Below are 16,697 nucleotides of genomic sequence, written 5' to 3'. Positions count from 1 at the left end.
AACTGCTAATTGCATCCCTCTGAAAGTTTTTGTCAGACAAAGGAGCATGTCGGCTTTTTAGAAAAAAAGAATTAAACAGGCTCTAAATCATATTGGCATCTCACTTTCATCGCAACATTGTTTATTAGCCTGCGGAGGTGGGCTTTGTACTTAGCTATATATTTTATGCCTTTTGGGGATAAAAGTTTATGCACAATCCTTTCCAAGGTGATCCAACATGAGTTACACATTTGATATCGTTGGCGTATCTCCAGTTTTACACTTTTTTCGCCACCAACAAGAAACTATTCAAAAATCTTCAATAGGGGGAGTAGAATACTTTGGTACTCAAGTTTTCACCCTTGATGCAGTAATTGCCTGTATCGAACCAGTTCCAATTAAATGGGGATGGAATTTAGATGAAGTGGTCAAAACCATAATTGAATTTTGGCTCAAAAATTCTGAGAGTATTGGTTATTGGAAATTGCGGTTAGATGATGCAGGCACGGACAATTTATTAGTTGCCAGAATCGCTGATATGCGAGCATTACAGGCTGAATTTGAACTATTACTTAACAAAGATTAGAATCGGTAGATTTGTCGAGGGATTTTAGCCGAAATGTAAAACAGCTTAGATTACCGCTTTTATTTATAGTTAATCCGGTGATCTAAGCTTTTTTGGTTTCCTTAGAAATATTATTATCCCAAAATCCTGACTTTGGCAAGAAAAAAATCGGATTGATGTTGTTCAGATTTTTAGCTGTCAATAGTAAAAATTTTCCGACTATTTTGAGGTATTTCCACATATAAAATACTGCCAATTATATTTTATATAAATCGCTCAAATCGTTACTCCATAACCACTTTATTAAATCAACTACTAGTCAAAATTTTAACTAAGTTGCATTTAATACCGAATATTCACTGATGACGTTCAAAAAATGCTATGATATCCAGGTGTGATAAGCAAAAATAAAAAGCCCTAGCTTATCCCCGCCAAGAGAGTCACTAGTGCTTTTTAGCTAATCTAATGAGGATAACATAAATAATGACACAAAAATTAAACAGCAACCACAGTGGTTCAGAAGCAGAAGCGATCGCATACAAAAAGCGATTGAATTCATGGGCAATTGCGAAACTGATTCCTGGTATGCAACGTGAAATTGTTGCTAGATTCCGTAGTCGCTCAGATGCAGATGGTCATATGCAACTCTTAAGTCGTATGACACCCGATGCAAGCTTTATGTTAGTGTTTGACTGTCAAAGTGAGCAAGCTGCTTAATCTTTAACTAATCATCAGGACGGGTAAGGAGTAAGTCAGAAGTCAGAAACTAGCAGTAAAACAAGATTTGTACTTAAACTCTTCGATAGTGTGTCGTACTCTATTTTCCTATTTCCCAACTGCAATTCTTGATTTCTAACTCCCAAACCCTATCTCCAAATTTTTGTTGATAAACCTTTAATTATTTCTAATTTACTTACACCTATGAATTGAACCATCGGGCATAATTGTATCCACAAGTTTGGCATTACTTAAATTAGTTCTAAACAAGTTAGCTTCAAACAAATTTGTTTGCATTAAATTAGACCATGAAAGATCTGCATTCATCAAATTAACCCGATTTAGATTAGCCTCAAGCAAAATTGCTCCACATAACTTAGCTTCTATCAAATTAGCATTAATCAAATTAGCCTCAACTAGCGATGCTTCCACTAATACTGCTCGATACAAATCTGCTTTCCTTAAATCTACCCCGCACAAAGAAGCAGAACGTAAATTAGTTTGATTCAGTTTCGCTTTCCACAAAAAAGCTCCGCACAAATTTGCACCAAGTAAATCAGCATCATTCAAGTTAGCTTCACATAAGCAAGCTTCTTCTAAATTAATTCCTCGTAAATTAGCTCCGATCAAATTTGCACCACTGAGATTTGCTCCTTTGAGAATAGAATTACTCAAATTAGCACCTCGTAAATCTACCCCAATCAAATTGACTCCACTCAAATCGATTGAGCTTAAATCTACACCACTTAAACTATATCCATTAAAATTATTACGAGAGAACGATTTATCCGCAACTTGATTGAAGATTTGACTCAAGACTAGTTCCTGGTTATCAGCTTGGTTATTCATGGTAATTTTCCTCTAAATCCTGGATGCTCAGTGTTGGAAATGTAGATACCTAATTTAAGTGCTAGATGCAAATAAACATGATCATCGATTGAAAAAATTAAATTGGGTGAGTGAATGAATATTTCTGCTTTTCATCTAAATTTCACCCTGATATAACTTGAGAGCTTTGATTTTTATGATTTGCTCCATACCTTGAGATTACACTCCAGTTGCCGTCATATGAAACAAATAATTTACGAACAATAAAAGAATTTCCCAAAAAATATTGAGAATTCCGAAAAATCCCTGATAATACGTTGTTTTTTATTTTCAAATGTCATAATGCTCTGATATAAGTCACAGCAATTTCATAAATTGCCATGTGCTGAAAATTTCAATAATTAACTTGAAGTTTATTGTAAAATTTAAAAAAATTTTATATCTACGTCACATAATTTAGTAAAAGTCATATTATCTTATATAACTTCTTCTGGTACTATAATTTTTTACCTGTAAGATAAACTAATCGTTATCAAATCAGCATAATATATATATTCAAACTTTGATTTTAATCATCATCTTGCCATGTTCGTAACTGTAAATATACAAGTACTAACGTAACTACTAATAAAACTGTTGCAGCAGCTGCGGCATAACCAAAATCAAATTGTCCAAATGCTTCTTGATAGATATAATAAACCAACAAATTAGTAGAATTGAGGGGACCGCCACCAGTTACAACGAATACCTGCTCGAAACTGCGTAGCGTAAAGATAATTGTAGTAACAGCTGTAAACACTAGAGTAGGTCTTATTCCTGGTAATGTAATGTGCCAAAACTGCTGCCATTCATTTGCCCCATCTAACTCAGATGCTTCGTAACGACTGATGGGAATGGCTTGTAAACCAGCTAAAAAAACAACCATGTTAAAACCAAGCTGTTTCCAAATACTCATAATAATTAATACAGGCATTGCCCAAAATGTATCACCCAACCAAGAGATAGAATCAATTCCCAAAATATTTAAAAATTCGTTTACAGGTCCATCTGTTTGAAATAGCCAACGAAACCCTAAACCAGCCGCAACTAGTGAAATAATTGAAGGGATGAAGTACGCTGTTCTGATGACACCTCGTAAGGGAATATTGCGATTTAACAAAGCAGCTAATCCGAGAGGGATAATTAAGCTAGGAATCACTGTAGTGATGGTAAAGTAAGTTGTATTGCCGATAATTTGCCAAAAATCTTTGCTCAGAAGTAATCGCCAATAATTTTTAAAACCTACCCAATAAGCTCCCTTGGAAGTGAAACTTCCGGCAGTAAAACTAAGATATAATAAGTAGATTATGGGATAAATAATAAATAAGCCCAGCAATATTAACGCAGGAGTAAGAAATATCCACGCGGCGATAGTGTCATTATCTAATATATTTTTACTATTCTGATTAACTTTATGAGAGTTCATACGCAAGCTTCGTGATGGCACTGATATAATATTTGAATTTTACCTTAATCGAAGTAGATCTCTTTCATCACGCAAGTTTCGCCTCATACGACATGATTGAGATCATAATATTGACTTAAGTTCCACGCCAGCCGGCTGATTATTGATAAGCGTTTACTGCTAAATCTCTAACTCCGGATGTAATTTGAGGATTTTTGTCTACAACCGCCAAATTTGCCAACATTAATTTATCACGCTGATGCCATACATGAAAAATTTCATCTCTACCATCATCTAAAGTCTTTAAGTCAACTTGATAAATTCCGTGAGTTCGTTTTAATTTCAAACCAAATAAATTTAGTAATCTGCCTAAAATTTTCAAAGACGATTTTTGATCATTTCCACAAACTAAGTTGATATTTAAGGCACGCTGTATATGTTGACTACATTGTGAAGTAGTATTCTTCAACAAAACTAAATCTGTATCATTCTCAGAAAACTTTCTTCCTACTTCGAGAAACTGCTGCATCCCTAAAGCACGTAAAACTTCAACTTTTAAGGTGTAAGCTTTCAAATCAGGTAAAAATATTTTACCTTCACCTGAAAATAAATGTTGACGTAGTTCCTGTTGATCTCGAACACGGAAATACTCACTTTCATGAGTTAGGTAATAATGAATTAATAGTTGCGAATAATATCCTTGATCATCTTGAATTTTTAACTTAGGTGTGACTTCAACACCATATCTTTGCCACAATTTATGTTTATTAACTTGACAACGTTCGTCATCGCTAAGTGAATGTTTTGTTAAGAGTTCTTCGTATTCGACGTAATCAATATCTCTTGCATTTGCTACAGCATTTGCAGATGCTAATTGATTTTGATATTTAATTTTGCGGATACTATGGCTAATTTGTTTATTTTTCTGCCTACTTCTTTCCCAATCTTTTTTAACTTTGACTATTTCTAGTATGAGCCTACGTCGTGTTGCTGCATCTTCAGGATCTGTTACTAAAAATGCATGACGCAAATCTCGGATAATATTCTGCTGAATCGCATTACTACGTAGCCAAATCTGATGTCCATCTGCCAATAAACCTTCTTTCATTGATTGACGATAAATGCTAATTGAAGAATTTACCCTAGCAGATATTTTTGACCAGGTGCGTAAATGAATTGGATCATAAGCTAAAGGCAAATCAACATCGATTTTTTGTAGTGGACTGAGTAATGCTAAATTTTCTTTTTGATTTTCTTGATACCAATCTGATAGTAGACGATAATTAGTGCTGCCGCTACCAATTAAGCCAATCCCGCGTTTTGCACACCAAACCGTGCGCGGAACATGATCACGAACCCTTGCTAAAGCTTGACGTGCTTCAGAATCGGGAATTACACCTTGGAAGATACCATAAACCCGATCGAAATGTTGAATATCAATACTTACACCAGTTCCCAAACTGGGAGTTACTAAAACCAAATCATAGTTTGTTACTTTATCGTTAATTTCATTGACAAAATCAACAGCTTGGTGTCCTGGTGTATTGGTAGTACTGCTGCTAATTACTAAGGTTTTGGGAAATAATCGATATATTTTTTCTAAACGTTCTTTGAGATATTTATCAATTGTTTCACAACTATAACGACCTGCTCGACTATCTGTGGTGACATAGCACTTTCTTCCAGCAATTAAATCTAATTCAAGTTGCTGAATTAAGGGTGTTGGATTCGGAGAATCGTAAAAAGTCACATCCCAACCTTTTTCAGGTTGCCATTGATTGACTAATATCCAAGGTGGTAATTCTGTTCCACTTAACTGTTGTAAATATTCTAAGGAAATATCCGATAAATCTGCATCTTGAGCAATTATCATTCCTCCTGTGCTCAAAACTGTATAAATCAAGTTTTGAAAACTTTTCAAAAGTTTGACACGTTTGTCTTTACAGGTGTTGCTGTGGAGTAAATGCCATAAAGACTGCTCAACCTCATCTAAAATAATAATTCCACCTTGCCAATCTTGGGGATTTAATTTCCAGATGGAATCTGCACAAAGTCCTAGATGTCGAGAATTATATGATTTATTTAAACCCCAATTAATCCCGATTTTGTCACACAAAAACTTTCCTAACTGGATGCGATGGGTAATTAATAAAACTGGCTGATTTTTAGCTTTTGCTTGTTGAACAACTGATTTCAAAGCTGTAGTTTTACCTGTTCCCTTAGCAGATTTCACACCAATGATGCCACTTTTTGGAAAGGGAATTTCGCCTAAATAGCGCTGATTAACTGATAAAGTAGAAGGAATTGTGAGTTGGGTATAGGGTTTGATTTGAGCCAGATAAAGCTCTAAATCTAGACTTTGACGATAAAGACTTTCAACTCCACTAATCCCCTTCCTGACGATATATTCATCAACTCCTTTCTCCGCACCCGGTAACTTAATGACTTGAACTGAGCAATTTTTGCTTTGAAACAGCACACCTAATTGAATAATCGCATTATTCACCGCCGCGATTTTTCGAGGTTCGGTTTCAAAATCAAAACAAATGTAGAAAGTCCGGTGTTTACTAGCAAAAGTAGTTAAATCGGGAATTAGTTGACGACTGACTATTTTTCCAAAATCATCCTTTGCCACACGATAACCACTAGTGATTCCCGGAATAGCGATCGCATTGTACCCCAAAGATAACAATGAAGCGGCTTTCTTTACTCCCTCACAAATAATTATCGGCAAATTCTGTTCTCTTACCCACTGCCAAAACCCTACAGCTTCCCCATCTGGAGAAACTTTCACATCATGGGGAATTGCTAAATTGTACCGTTGGGCAACTTTCTGCCATGTTTTCAGCGTCACTCGTAAGCAAAACACCCGTGTTGAGGTTCCCGGTGGATGTTCGTACTTAATGGGTTTGCCTTTTTGATTTAAGCGAGGTTCATCAGGTTTAAAACAACCCCACTCCATCTCCTGCCAATTATTCAAAGGATCTAACCCCGAACACCACCAACCACCAGAGGTGACATGGGAGTAACGTTGTAACCAGCTATGCTTCACCATTCCGGTGTTCGTACGGGGTACCTGTTCCGAAATCAACAGGCAATTGTAAGCGTCTCTATCTTGGAGAGAACTAAAATTTAAACTGGCAATTTGAGAATCTATACCACTACCCTCGATAAGTTCTTCGAGGTGCTGAGGATGTAAATAGTGGTTATACATGGTTGACAGCAAGGGGTGATGGACTAGGAATTTTCAAGTTACCACGCATCTAATTCTTTTGTGCGGAGTAATTTTACTGTCTCTCCGTCTCAGAATTTTACTTGGTTTGATGAAATACATCGGTTAGCTATAAATTAGGCTGTAATCCTTGACTAGCTGTTGATGTAATAAGTTTGTATTGTGATATTTGTATGTTGATAATTTTTATAAATTCAGTAAGTTACATATAAGTGACTTCATACATCTGTACTAATGATCCCGGTTTCTTGGAGATTTCCGAAACCAGGTTTCACCAGCTTGGGAAACAAACAACTGAACACTAAAACCCAAAGCAACCTGGTTTCCTGTGCAAACAAATCAACCCGCAGCAGCCTTTATCTTGAACGCAGATGGATGCGGTATGCCATCAGTTAGCCACTTTCAAGAAAAACCAGGTTTATCACGACTTCTCATCTTCGAGAGAAACCCGGTTTTCATCGTTAAATTCGCAATAGTTATACTGAGTGATGGAAAAACCAGATTTCTTGGAGATTTCAGAAACCAAAGTCATAAAAAGCAAAAAGAAGAAAACATCACCAGGGCAAACAAAGTTACCTTGGGCAACTTGGGAAGCTGACAACCCAGAAATTGAAGCGGTAGCGGAGAAATTTGCGACGGCAAACTGCTATGACGCAAAAATCGCTATGCAGTTATTTAACGATTAAGCTGCCTCGCGCATAGTGCCAAGTGCCAGGTATCGAATTTCCGAAAGGCTTATGTTTCCGTAGAAATATTCTATTTTACAAATCTTGATAAAAAGCTGAAGCGCTTATATGTTACAGTTCACAAGTTTCTGCGCGAGAGAAGAAAATAATTTCCCAACAGGAGCAGGGGCATTATCACATAGGGGCAGGGGCAAAAAGGTATCTCTTTTAGGGGCATTTAGGTTAAAGGTATAATCATCGTAACGCAACCAAGAACCTCCTATCTTCCAGCCCACGCGATCGCAGAAAGCATTCCATACTTTTTCATTATATTCTCGTTTACCACCTAAACTTTGGTAAATTTCTTTTTGGACACTAAAGCCAAAATGACCGTTGCTAGCAGATACCCAAAGTGTATCAATAATCCGCAAGTCCTCGCAAGGGAAATTATCTATAGCTTCTATATCTAAATACCCTTGATTTTCTCTTCCCGCAACTTGCAACATGACTTTAAAAGTTTCTTCATCAGCTTCTCTCCACTCACCCCGCATTAAATATTTTGCAAGCTGACTATATTTTAAAGGTAATTTGCACCTCACCAAACGAATTTTAGTTTTATTTTCTTCTGGTATATTGTATTGCTTTCGTTCTTTTAGTGTTGGTAATCTGTACCACGTAGCCAATTTATCAAGTTGATTACTTGTATCTTTTAAGCTTAACCATACACAAAACCGATTCGCATCTTCTAGAGTGATGTCATCAACTATATTTTTTGCTGTTCCTTTCACAAAGCTTTGAGTTAGCAAATTTTGCTGTGGGTTATGTCCATTTTCTAACAAAAATAATTTATATTCTGCACAGGTAACACAGCTATTATCAACTTCAGCATTCTCATCAACCCGCACCAAATTATTTAATCTTTTTGCTAACTTAACCCCAGCAGCTAACTTAAATATCTCCGAATCATCAGATTCCAATCCCGCATCAAGTTTTTCACTAATTTGCTGCCTTACTTGATTATCAATTCGCCAACCTTCCTCTTCATAATCTGCCACTACCAAAAATGCATTTATCGAAGGAACAGGCATATTAATCACAGCCCGAATCAAATTGGTTGCATCATTTACTGTTGCATAAAGACGAATAGTTTCAGCCCACCAGGAATTATTGATATTCCTAATTAAAATATCTTCTTGATTTGACTCCTTAATCTCAACCGCAGCTAAATATTCCTGAAAACTCAAGTGAGCAAATTCATAAATATCATTTTCTTTTTCTACCAATAACCCACAATCATCCCGAATATGTCTGATAAAAGCTTCAGCATTGGCAAAGTGCTGCGGTAATGTAGTCAATTGTTGCTGAATATAACCAACACCTTCAGCTAAATTAAATTCACGCACTTCTTTTTGCATTAACTTAAGTGCTAATTCTTGCAAAAAAGATTGTTTCTGCGAAGCTGTTAATGCATCCGGTATATTTTTTGCACGTTGACGTTTTTCCAATAAAATTTGACAAATTTCTTTATAAAGCTCAACCCTTTTACCCGGTAAAACATTTCCCCGACGGTGAACTGTGGCAATCATTGTTAGCAACAGAGGATTTACAGCCATTGCCGCAATAGCGCGACTATTTTGTGAATCTTGAATGCGATTAATTAACTTATTTGCTTGTTCTTTTGCAGCTTGCTTTACACCTTCATCACTTTGTCCTGCACGGCTTTTTATCTCCGTTTGCAAATACCAACTATGCAAAAATTCTTCGATTTGTCCGCGATTAAATGGTTGTACTTCTAGTTCATTAACTGAAACCTGTCGCTGTAATTCTCGATAGCCATTAGGACGAGATGTGAGAATAAATATGGTGTCGGGGTAAGCTTCCATTTGCCTATCTACCCAAGTTCTGACTTGCTGACGCTGATTTTTATCTGCAACTTCATCTAACCCATCTAGTAGAATTAAAAATCTATTTTTATATAAGTTTTTCTGTAACCAATAAATGGGTGTTTTTAGTGGTTTATTATTTATTTTTAGTTTTTCAAGATGCTGTTTAATCAAATCTTCTAAAGATGGATGATGATTAGCAATTTCGTCTCTAATTTCGCGCAGATAAAATAAGATAGGAATTAATTGTGGCGGTCGAGGATTGATCTTAGTTTCTTGTTTAGTTGCATAAATTAATGTCAAATGCCTCAAAAGTGTAGTTTTACCAGAACCAGGTCTACCTAAAATTACAATTTTCTTAAATTGGTTTTCTCCACTTTTATTAGCTGCTAAAAAATCCCAGATAGATTTTTCGCTATTTTGGTTGAGACTTTGAGGTATTATGTCTTGCCTAGCATTATTAGCGCTATTTGCCGATATTTTCAACTGAACAAAGACATTTTTTAATTCCAAAGTCCACTCATTATCTAATCCTTGAGTTTCAAAATCTCGACATTTATATTCTAAAGCTTTGTAATAGTCACGCTGAAACGGTGAAATAACGTCTTCAAACTTATCTTTTATCCAAGTCGCTGCACTAACAGCACCTTGCCGCTGATATTCCTCCCAAACTACCGAAAGTTCGGTTATGAATATTTTAAAAAAATCTTTAGCAGCAAGTATGACTGTAATAATCCCAGTCAAAATTAATGATACAACTGCTGGAAATTGTTGCTGTTTCAATATTAGATGAACTGTCAAAAATATCCCGAAACCTGGAATCAGCCACAATAACCACTTACGCCACTTTTCCGGTAAAATTAACACTGGTGGTAATATAGCTCCCAAAGCAAACATTATCAATGATGCATAAGAAGTTATTAAACTAAATTCTGTTGGAACTAATTTGAGGTACAGAAAAATACTTAGTATACCTCCTCCCAGTAGAGGCAAAAATCCACCTATCCAATTATTTGATGTTGATTGATTAGATGTAGCAGTAGATGTAGAACTTTGCTGTTGGGAATCACTTGATATAAAAGTCAGAATTACTTGAAAAAATATACAGCCAATTGTTAAACCCAAAATTGTTGAGTCGGATAACTTTAATTCTGATTTAGTTGGTAATTGATTAATTAACCAACCTAGTCCACCATTGCTGGAAATTAGCAGTAATGACAGAAGTAAGTTTTTAGTTAATCCCGACATAGATATTTTCCCGTAAATATACAGTAGTAACAGTGGTTACATTTACTCTAGCGCGAGGCGGGAAAATTTATGGCTAAACCTCATCCATCAGAAAAAATGGAGTTTTGTCATCCCGTAGTTTGCTTCCATTAACCTCAGTTCAACATGCCTCCTTATTGTTTCTTCACAAAATTCAACAATTAGGTAAAATTAACTATGTGCATATAACATCCAACCAAGCGTCACCAATTACATGGAACTGAACGAGCGAACATCCAAGGCAGTGGGAACAGTCATGATTAGATACGTAACCAAATACGTAGATCCTGTGGTGGCGACAGGCTGGCACATGATTATTGGTGGTTTACCATTGTGGGGAATTTCAGCAGCTACAGAAACCTCAGTCTCATAATTTTACTTTGTTGGATGAGACACATCGGTTAACTATAAATCACGCTCTCATCCTTGAGTAGCTGTAAATGTAATAAGTTTGTATTGTGATTTTTGTATATTGATAACTTTTATAAATTCAGTAAGTTGTATATCGGCAACTCATACGTTTGTACTACTAAAACCTAGCTCACCCATTGAAAAAAAATTCAGTAAATCACAACTTTTCATCTTCGAGAGAAACCCGGTTTTGCCCGCTTGGTAAATAAATAACTGAACAGTAAACTGACTTTTACCCTTATCTTTCCATCATAGCGATCGCTATCAGTTTTTTAGCTGGGATGTTGAGACTTAAACAGGAATTTTGATGATAAATTCCGTACCTTTCCCTACTGTGGAATTGACTTCGATAGTTCCACCATGTTTTTCCATCACAATCTGACGAGCGATCGCCAACCCTAAACCCGTACCTTTACCGACTTCTTTGGTAGTAAATAAATTGTCAAATATTTTTTGTTTAACTGATTCACTCATCCCTTTACCATTATCAGCAATTGAGATTTTAACTTGTTTATCTTCTATTGATGTTTTAATGGTAATTTTATTTGGATTAGCTTGAATTTCTGCGAAACTTCGCCCAGTATTTGATTCATCTAGAGCATCAATGGCATTTGCCAGAATATTCATGAACACTTGGTTTAATTGTCCTGGGAAACATTGAATTTGGGGTAAGTTACCATATTCTGTAATTACTTCAATAGATGGGCGTTGTTCGTTAGCTTTGAGACGATGTTTGAGAATTAAAATTGTACTGTCAATACCTTCATGAATATTAAAAGACACTTTGTAATCTGTATCAGCACGGGAAAAAGTTCTTAAGCTGGTGCTAATATTTTTCAACCTGTCGCACGCCATCACCATTCCATCAATTATTTTGGGTAAATCTTCTAAACTATAATCTAAGTCAATTTCCTCTGCGTGTTCCAGAATATTATCACTGGATTCGGGGAAAGTCTCTTGATATAGTTTTAGATGTTCAGTAATATCAGCAAATATGGGTTTTGCTTGTCTGAGACTGGCAGAGATAAAGCCCAAAGGATTATTCATTTCGTGGGCAACACCAGCTACTAAATTGCCCAAAGCCGACATTTTTTCGCTTTGGACAATTTGCAGTTGGGATTGTTCAAGTTGTTGTGCGTAGTTCTGAACTTGTTGATAGAGGCGGGCATTTTCCAGAGAAATTGCAGCTTGGGTACAGAGAAAATTGAGTAGTTGGACGCGATCGCGGGTAAATGCGCCAACGGTAACGCGATTCTCCAAATACAAAATCGCTACGAGTTTACCCTGGTTGAGAATCGGGGTACACAGCACACTCTTCGGTTGCTGTTGCACAACATAGGCATCCACCGCTAGGGTAGGATGGATCAAGGCATCGACCACCACCACCGGTTCTCGGCTGCGTTTAACGGTGTTAATCAAGGATTGGGGAACGGATGAACTACTTGACAGGGCGATGGATTCTACCTGCGCCGGACAATCAATTGTAGCAACCGCTTCCACAAACCACTGATGGTCACGGGGCATCAGTAAGGCAGCTTTGTCTGCTCCAGCATTTTCTAGCACCGTATGCAGCAAGGTTGCCAAGAGTTTGTCAAGTTGAATTTCGCCAGATAGGGTTTGGGAAGCTTTTAGCACCGTTGCTAGGTCGAGAGCGGCAGATATACTGGTGCTGCCGGAGGTGGAGGATTGTGTGGCGGAAGTTTGCGATGGGGCTAAAGATATTGTCGAAAACACTGTTTCATTGGCTGACAAAGCCATTTGTTGCTGTTGTAAAATCGGCGCAAGCAGTTGGGGATAGCGCTGCTCTAAATCCTCTAATTTGGCTTTGGCACCCCAGCGTGCGTAACTGTAGTAGGCATCTTGCATGTAGCTTAGGGCAATTTTCTCTTTGCCCCAGTTGAGGTAGAATTTAGCTGCGAGTTCGTTGGCTAAAGCTTCTTCTTGGATAAAACCATTTTCCTTAGCTCCAGAAATGGCGCGATCGTACATTTCTATTGCCTCAATTTTATTGTCCAAAACGCGATATCGTTCTGCCTCCACCAAATCATATTTATGTTGAAAGTTCATTGGTGCGTGGTGAGCGCGATGGTGCAGTTTAGCCTGGTTTTCAGACACGCGATCGAGGACTGCCATTTTGTCTGTCACTTCCGCAAGGTCAGCCAATGCCGTCAGAGAATCGTAGAAGTAAAAAATGGGTGTGCTAATCATACCTGCCCCGGCTGCTAAGGTTTGGCGTGCTGCCGCCGCATCTTGTTTTGCCTCAGCCATTTCGTTAAGCAAATAGGAAGCTGTGAGCCGATAAACCCAATACCAATGTAATCCGGTTAAATCATTAGCAATGGTTAAGGTGTGATGTAATTCCTTTTGGGCAGTCAGCACAGCCTCATTCCGAGTCGCTTGTAATCGCTGAATTGTCTGAAAAATAGTATAAGTATGGTTTGAGCTTGAGACGATTTTTAGCTTCAAGAGTGTGGCGAGATAAATGTCTATTTCTGCCAGCAGTGCCGTTAATTCTTTGCCAACCGCATAGGGAAATGCACAAAGATCGCCAGCACTGTAGCCTGTATATTCAAAATCACCCACTTCTAGTCCAATTTTAAATGCTTCTGTGAACAGAGGTAGACTGTTTTGGAAGTGGGATTTACAGTGAATAATAAAGTTTCCGACGGCGAAATTCACCTTCATCTGAACAGTTTGCACTTTGAATTTTTCTGCAAGTTCTAGCCCTAGCTGACCAAATTCATAGGCTGCGTCCAAGTCTTCCAAAACACCGCTTAATAAAAGACCATAGCCAGTGTAGCTAAAGGCAGAGAGGGCTGTATTGCCGACTTGAATCGATAGTTTCACTTGAGCCAAAATGACAAAGGGAAACACTAGGGGGGCAGAAACGTAAGAGGCTCCGCTAATACTCGACAGTAACTGCATACTTGCCAAAGATACCGCGTCTGTCATCACGGGCAGTTCGAGTAAATCACGGGCAGTTCTGCCATTGAGCAGTGCTGCAATATCTTGCAGGGCTGGGACGATATCTGCTGGTGCGGGTTGTTTTGGTAGATGAATATTAAATTGCTCTAGGGCTTTCTGTCCGATTGCGATCGCCTCCGCAAACTGACTCTGATTGCTATGGGCTTGAATCTGGATGTCATAGGTTTTAACCAGGTGGAGAGGCTCCAGTTTTTGAGCTAAGATCGCGCTCACCCACTGCTCCATTTGAGCAAAATCACCGTGAAGAGAAGCTGCTGATGCTGCGCCTTCATGCAATGCCAGCATCAGGCTGGTTTGGTTCTGCCAGTCACCCAGATCATCTAGCAGAGCTATACCTGTCCTGCAATACGTCAGAGCTAGTTCGTAGGCATTCGCTGCTTTGGCTTTGTTCCCAGCAATTAAATTGAGTTGGGCGAGATTAGTTTTTTCCAGTGGATCGACCAGAAGGGCGATCGCCCGATTCCAGTGGTTGACAATCTCAAAAATATTGGCTTCTAGTTCTTCATCTGGCGTGTTTTGTCGCAGCAAGTAAGCAATTGCTAAATGAGTTGATTGTTGTTGATCTTCAGGAATCAGAGAATAAGCAGCTTGTTGGACGCGATCGTGTAAAAATCGATAGGTCGGATTCACGACACTCTGCGGATCACCCGACTCTGTATTTTGAAAGAACTTATAGATTTGGCTAGTAGGTAAAATCAAGCATTCCTGCAATGCTTTCCAGAGATCTGTGGCTGCCTCAGTGGGTGATTGTTCTAAAACGATCGCCAAGGTTGCCAAATCAAATTGGTTGCCCACACAAGCCGCTAACTTCAGCACCTGTTGTGTTTCCAACGGCAATTTCTGCAATTGCACTGCCATAAACTCAACAACATCATCCGTGAGTGCTAGTGCATTTACTTGGGCAATATCACATTCCCAATAGCGGCGATCACGATCGAACGTGATGCAGTTTTCTTCATACAACGCTTTGAGAAACTGGGTAGTAAAAAAGGGATTACCTTGAGTTTTGCGATTAATTAACTCTGTCAAAGGTTGTGCCAGTTCCCTCGAACAATTCAATGTATCCGCAACCAGATGATTGGTATCCGCCAAATCTAACGGTGTCAGGGTAATGGTGTTAACAATCGCGTTCGCTTTTTTGATTTCTTCTACGGTCAGAATAAATGGGTGGATGGGTGAAACTTCATTGTCTCGATAGGCTCCCAACATCAGTAAATAGCCATTATCCTTCATCAACAGTTTGATCAACTGAAGTGAAGCCGAATCTGCCCACTGCAAATCATCCAAAAACACCACCAGAGGATGCTCGGCGGTCGTAAAAACTTCAATAAACTTCTGAAATAATAAGTTAAACCGATTTTGAGCAGCACTACCGGATAGTTCGGGAGCAGGTGGTTGTTTGCCGATTATCTGCTCCAGTTCAGGAATCACGTCTATCAGCACTTGCCCATTCTCGCCCACAGCAGCCAAGATTTTGGCTTGCCACTGCGCCAGTTGCGCGTCAGATTCAGAGAGCAATTGTCCCATCAAATCCCGAAGAGCCTGCACAAAGGCAGAGAGGGGAATGTTGCGATTGAACTGGTCAAATTTGCCCTTGATGAAGTAGCCGCGTTGCCGCACGATCGGCTTATGGACTTCATTAACTACTGCTGTTTTACCAATGCCTGAAAATCCTGCCACCAGCATCAATTCCGATGCGCCATCCGCAACCCGATCGAATGCTTGTAATAGGGTGTTAACTTCTGCTTGCCGTCCATAGAGTTTTTCGGGGATGAGGAAGCGATCGCTCAAATCGCGTTGTCCCAATTCAAATGCTGCAATCTCACCGGTTTCTTTCCAGTCGGTTAAACACCGCTGTAAATCATGTTTGAGTCCCAAGGCACTTTGATACCGATCTTCGGCATTTTTTGCCATCAGTTTCGTGACGATCGCTGCCATCATCCCAGGCACATCAGGATTTACCTGCTCCACAGCAACCGGAGTTTTAGCAATGTGACAGTGCATTAGCTCTAATGGATCATCCGAAGTAAACGGCAATGTTCCTGTCAACAGTTGATAGAGAGTTACGCCTAAAGCATAGAAATCAGCCCGATAATCGATACCGCGATTCATCCGCCCGGTTTGTTCTGGTGCTAAATATGCCAGGGTTCCTTCCAAGACGTTGGGGCTTTGGATTTCCTGGGTTTCCTTGGGCAGCAAAGAGGCAATGCTAAAGTCGATCAGTTTGACTTGCTTCGATTCAGGTTGAATCAGAATATTGGCGGGTTTGATGTCCTTATGCACCACCCGATGCTGGATCAGATCGTCGAGAATATCAGCGATTTGAAGGGCGATCGCCAACACCTCTGTCAAAACCAGCGATTGCTGCTGAATATATTTACTTAATGCCACACCGCCGCAATCTTCCATCACCAGCCCGTAGCCATTCCCCACAGGTTCCAGGCTCAAAGGTTGAACAATACCAGAAATAGGAAGATTTTTTGTAACAGCATATTGATTGCGAAACTGCACCAATTCCCCAAAGCTAGGATAGTCTCGTTGCAGCACCTTAATCACCACCGGACGCTGAGTCGCTGTTTGCACCGCACGATACACTGCGGTTCTAGAACCCAGGTATAATTGCTCAACAATGCTATAGCCAGGAATTTCCGGTAGTAAGTCGGGGGAGCTATTGTTTAAAGATTTCATCGGTTGGGGATGGGCAGCGTCTAGCCCTAATCTT

The 16,697-nt window shown here is 38.9% G+C and carries 8 protein-coding genes and 1 pseudogene; 4 read left to right on the top strand and 5 right to left on the bottom strand.

Going from position 1 to position 16,697, the window contains the following annotated elements; translation table 11 throughout:
* Positions 1–217 precede the first annotated feature (217 nt).
* Both CAL6303_RS20385 and CAL6303_RS20380 read left to right on the top strand, forming a co-directional pair.
* The gene (locus tag CAL6303_RS20385; protein ID WP_015199722.1) at positions 218–565 is read left to right on the top strand and encodes a hypothetical protein; all 348 of its coding nucleotides are present in this window, start codon (positions 218–220) and stop codon (positions 563–565) included.
* Between the two features lie 462 nt (positions 566–1,027).
* A complete protein-coding gene (locus CAL6303_RS20380; protein ID WP_015199721.1) occupies positions 1,028–1,261 on the top strand; it encodes a hypothetical protein in 234 nt (77 codons plus the stop codon).
* A 192-nt stretch (positions 1,262–1,453) separates the two neighbouring features.
* Here CAL6303_RS20380 and CAL6303_RS20375 read toward each other — a convergent pair whose 3' ends face one another.
* The 3 genes from CAL6303_RS20375 to CAL6303_RS20365 all read right to left on the bottom strand — a co-directional run bounded on the left by CAL6303_RS20375 (position 1,454) and on the right by CAL6303_RS20365 (position 6,747).
* Positions 1,454–2,110, bottom strand: coding sequence for a pentapeptide repeat-containing protein (locus CAL6303_RS20375; RefSeq protein WP_015199720.1), 657 nt, complete (start codon positions 2,108–2,110; stop codon positions 1,454–1,456).
* A 547-nt stretch (positions 2,111–2,657) separates the two neighbouring features.
* A complete protein-coding gene (locus CAL6303_RS20370) occupies positions 2,658–3,554 on the bottom strand; it encodes a carbohydrate ABC transporter permease (RefSeq protein WP_015199719.1) in 897 nt (298 codons plus the stop codon).
* Positions 3,555–3,693: 139 nt separating this feature from the next.
* Positions 3,694–6,747, bottom strand: coding sequence for a plasmid replication protein, CyRepA1 family (locus CAL6303_RS20365; RefSeq protein ID WP_015199718.1), 3,054 nt, complete (start codon positions 6,745–6,747; stop codon positions 3,694–3,696).
* Between the two features lie 506 nt (positions 6,748–7,253).
* Between CAL6303_RS20365 and CAL6303_RS20360 the strand changes: the two genes are divergently transcribed.
* Positions 7,254–7,451: a hypothetical protein gene (locus tag CAL6303_RS20360; protein ID WP_041739810.1), complete on the top strand. Its 198-nt coding sequence runs from the start codon at positions 7,254–7,256 to the stop codon at positions 7,449–7,451.
* 104 nt (positions 7,452–7,555) lie between these two features.
* Here CAL6303_RS20360 and CAL6303_RS28635 read toward each other — a convergent pair whose 3' ends face one another.
* Positions 7,556–10,561: a GUN4 domain-containing protein gene (locus CAL6303_RS28635; protein ID WP_015199717.1), complete on the bottom strand. Its 3,006-nt coding sequence runs from the start codon at positions 10,559–10,561 to the stop codon at positions 7,556–7,558.
* Positions 10,562–10,814: 253 nt separating this feature from the next.
* Between CAL6303_RS28635 and CAL6303_RS30055 the strand changes: the two are divergent.
* A pseudogene (locus CAL6303_RS30055) lies at positions 10,815–10,940 on the top strand (EamA family transporter); the annotation flags it as partial.
* Between the two features lie 341 nt (positions 10,941–11,281).
* On the opposite strand, the gene CAL6303_RS20350 reads toward CAL6303_RS30055, so the two are convergent.
* Positions 11,282–16,663, bottom strand: a complete 5,382-nt coding sequence (locus CAL6303_RS20350; RefSeq protein ID WP_015199716.1) for an ATP-binding sensor histidine kinase — start codon at positions 16,661–16,663, stop codon at positions 11,282–11,284.
* Between the last annotated feature and the right edge of the window lie 34 nt (positions 16,664–16,697).

The sequence above is a fragment of the Calothrix sp. PCC 6303 genome (genome assembly GCF_000317435.1).
GTDB lineage: Bacteria > Cyanobacteriota > Cyanobacteriia > Cyanobacteriales > Nostocaceae > PCC-6303.
The sequence above is the reverse complement of the archived record's forward strand: the minus strand, read 5'-3'. Positions and strand labels throughout refer to the sequence as shown.

Coding starts and splice junctions, on each gene's coding strand:
- CAL6303_RS20365 (WP_015199718.1), bottom strand. CDS start 6,747: ATGTATAACCACTATTTACATCCTCAGCACCTCGAAGAACTTATCGAG.
- CAL6303_RS20370 (WP_015199719.1), bottom strand. CDS start 3,554: ATGAACTCTCATAAAGTTAATCAGAATAGTAAAAATATATTAGATAAT.
- CAL6303_RS20385 (WP_015199722.1), top strand. CDS start 218: ATGAGTTACACATTTGATATCGTTGGCGTATCTCCAGTTTTACACTTT.
- CAL6303_RS28635 (WP_015199717.1), bottom strand. CDS start 10,561: ATGTCGGGATTAACTAAAAACTTACTTCTGTCATTACTGCTAATTTCC.
- CAL6303_RS20380 (WP_015199721.1), top strand. CDS start 1,028: ATGACACAAAAATTAAACAGCAACCACAGTGGTTCAGAAGCAGAAGCG.
- CAL6303_RS20350 (WP_015199716.1), bottom strand. CDS start 16,663: ATGAAATCTTTAAACAATAGCTCCCCCGACTTACTACCGGAAATTCCT.
- CAL6303_RS20375 (WP_015199720.1), bottom strand. CDS start 2,110: ATGAATAACCAAGCTGATAACCAGGAACTAGTCTTGAGTCAAATCTTC.
- CAL6303_RS20360 (WP_041739810.1), top strand. CDS start 7,254: ATGGAAAAACCAGATTTCTTGGAGATTTCAGAAACCAAAGTCATAAAA.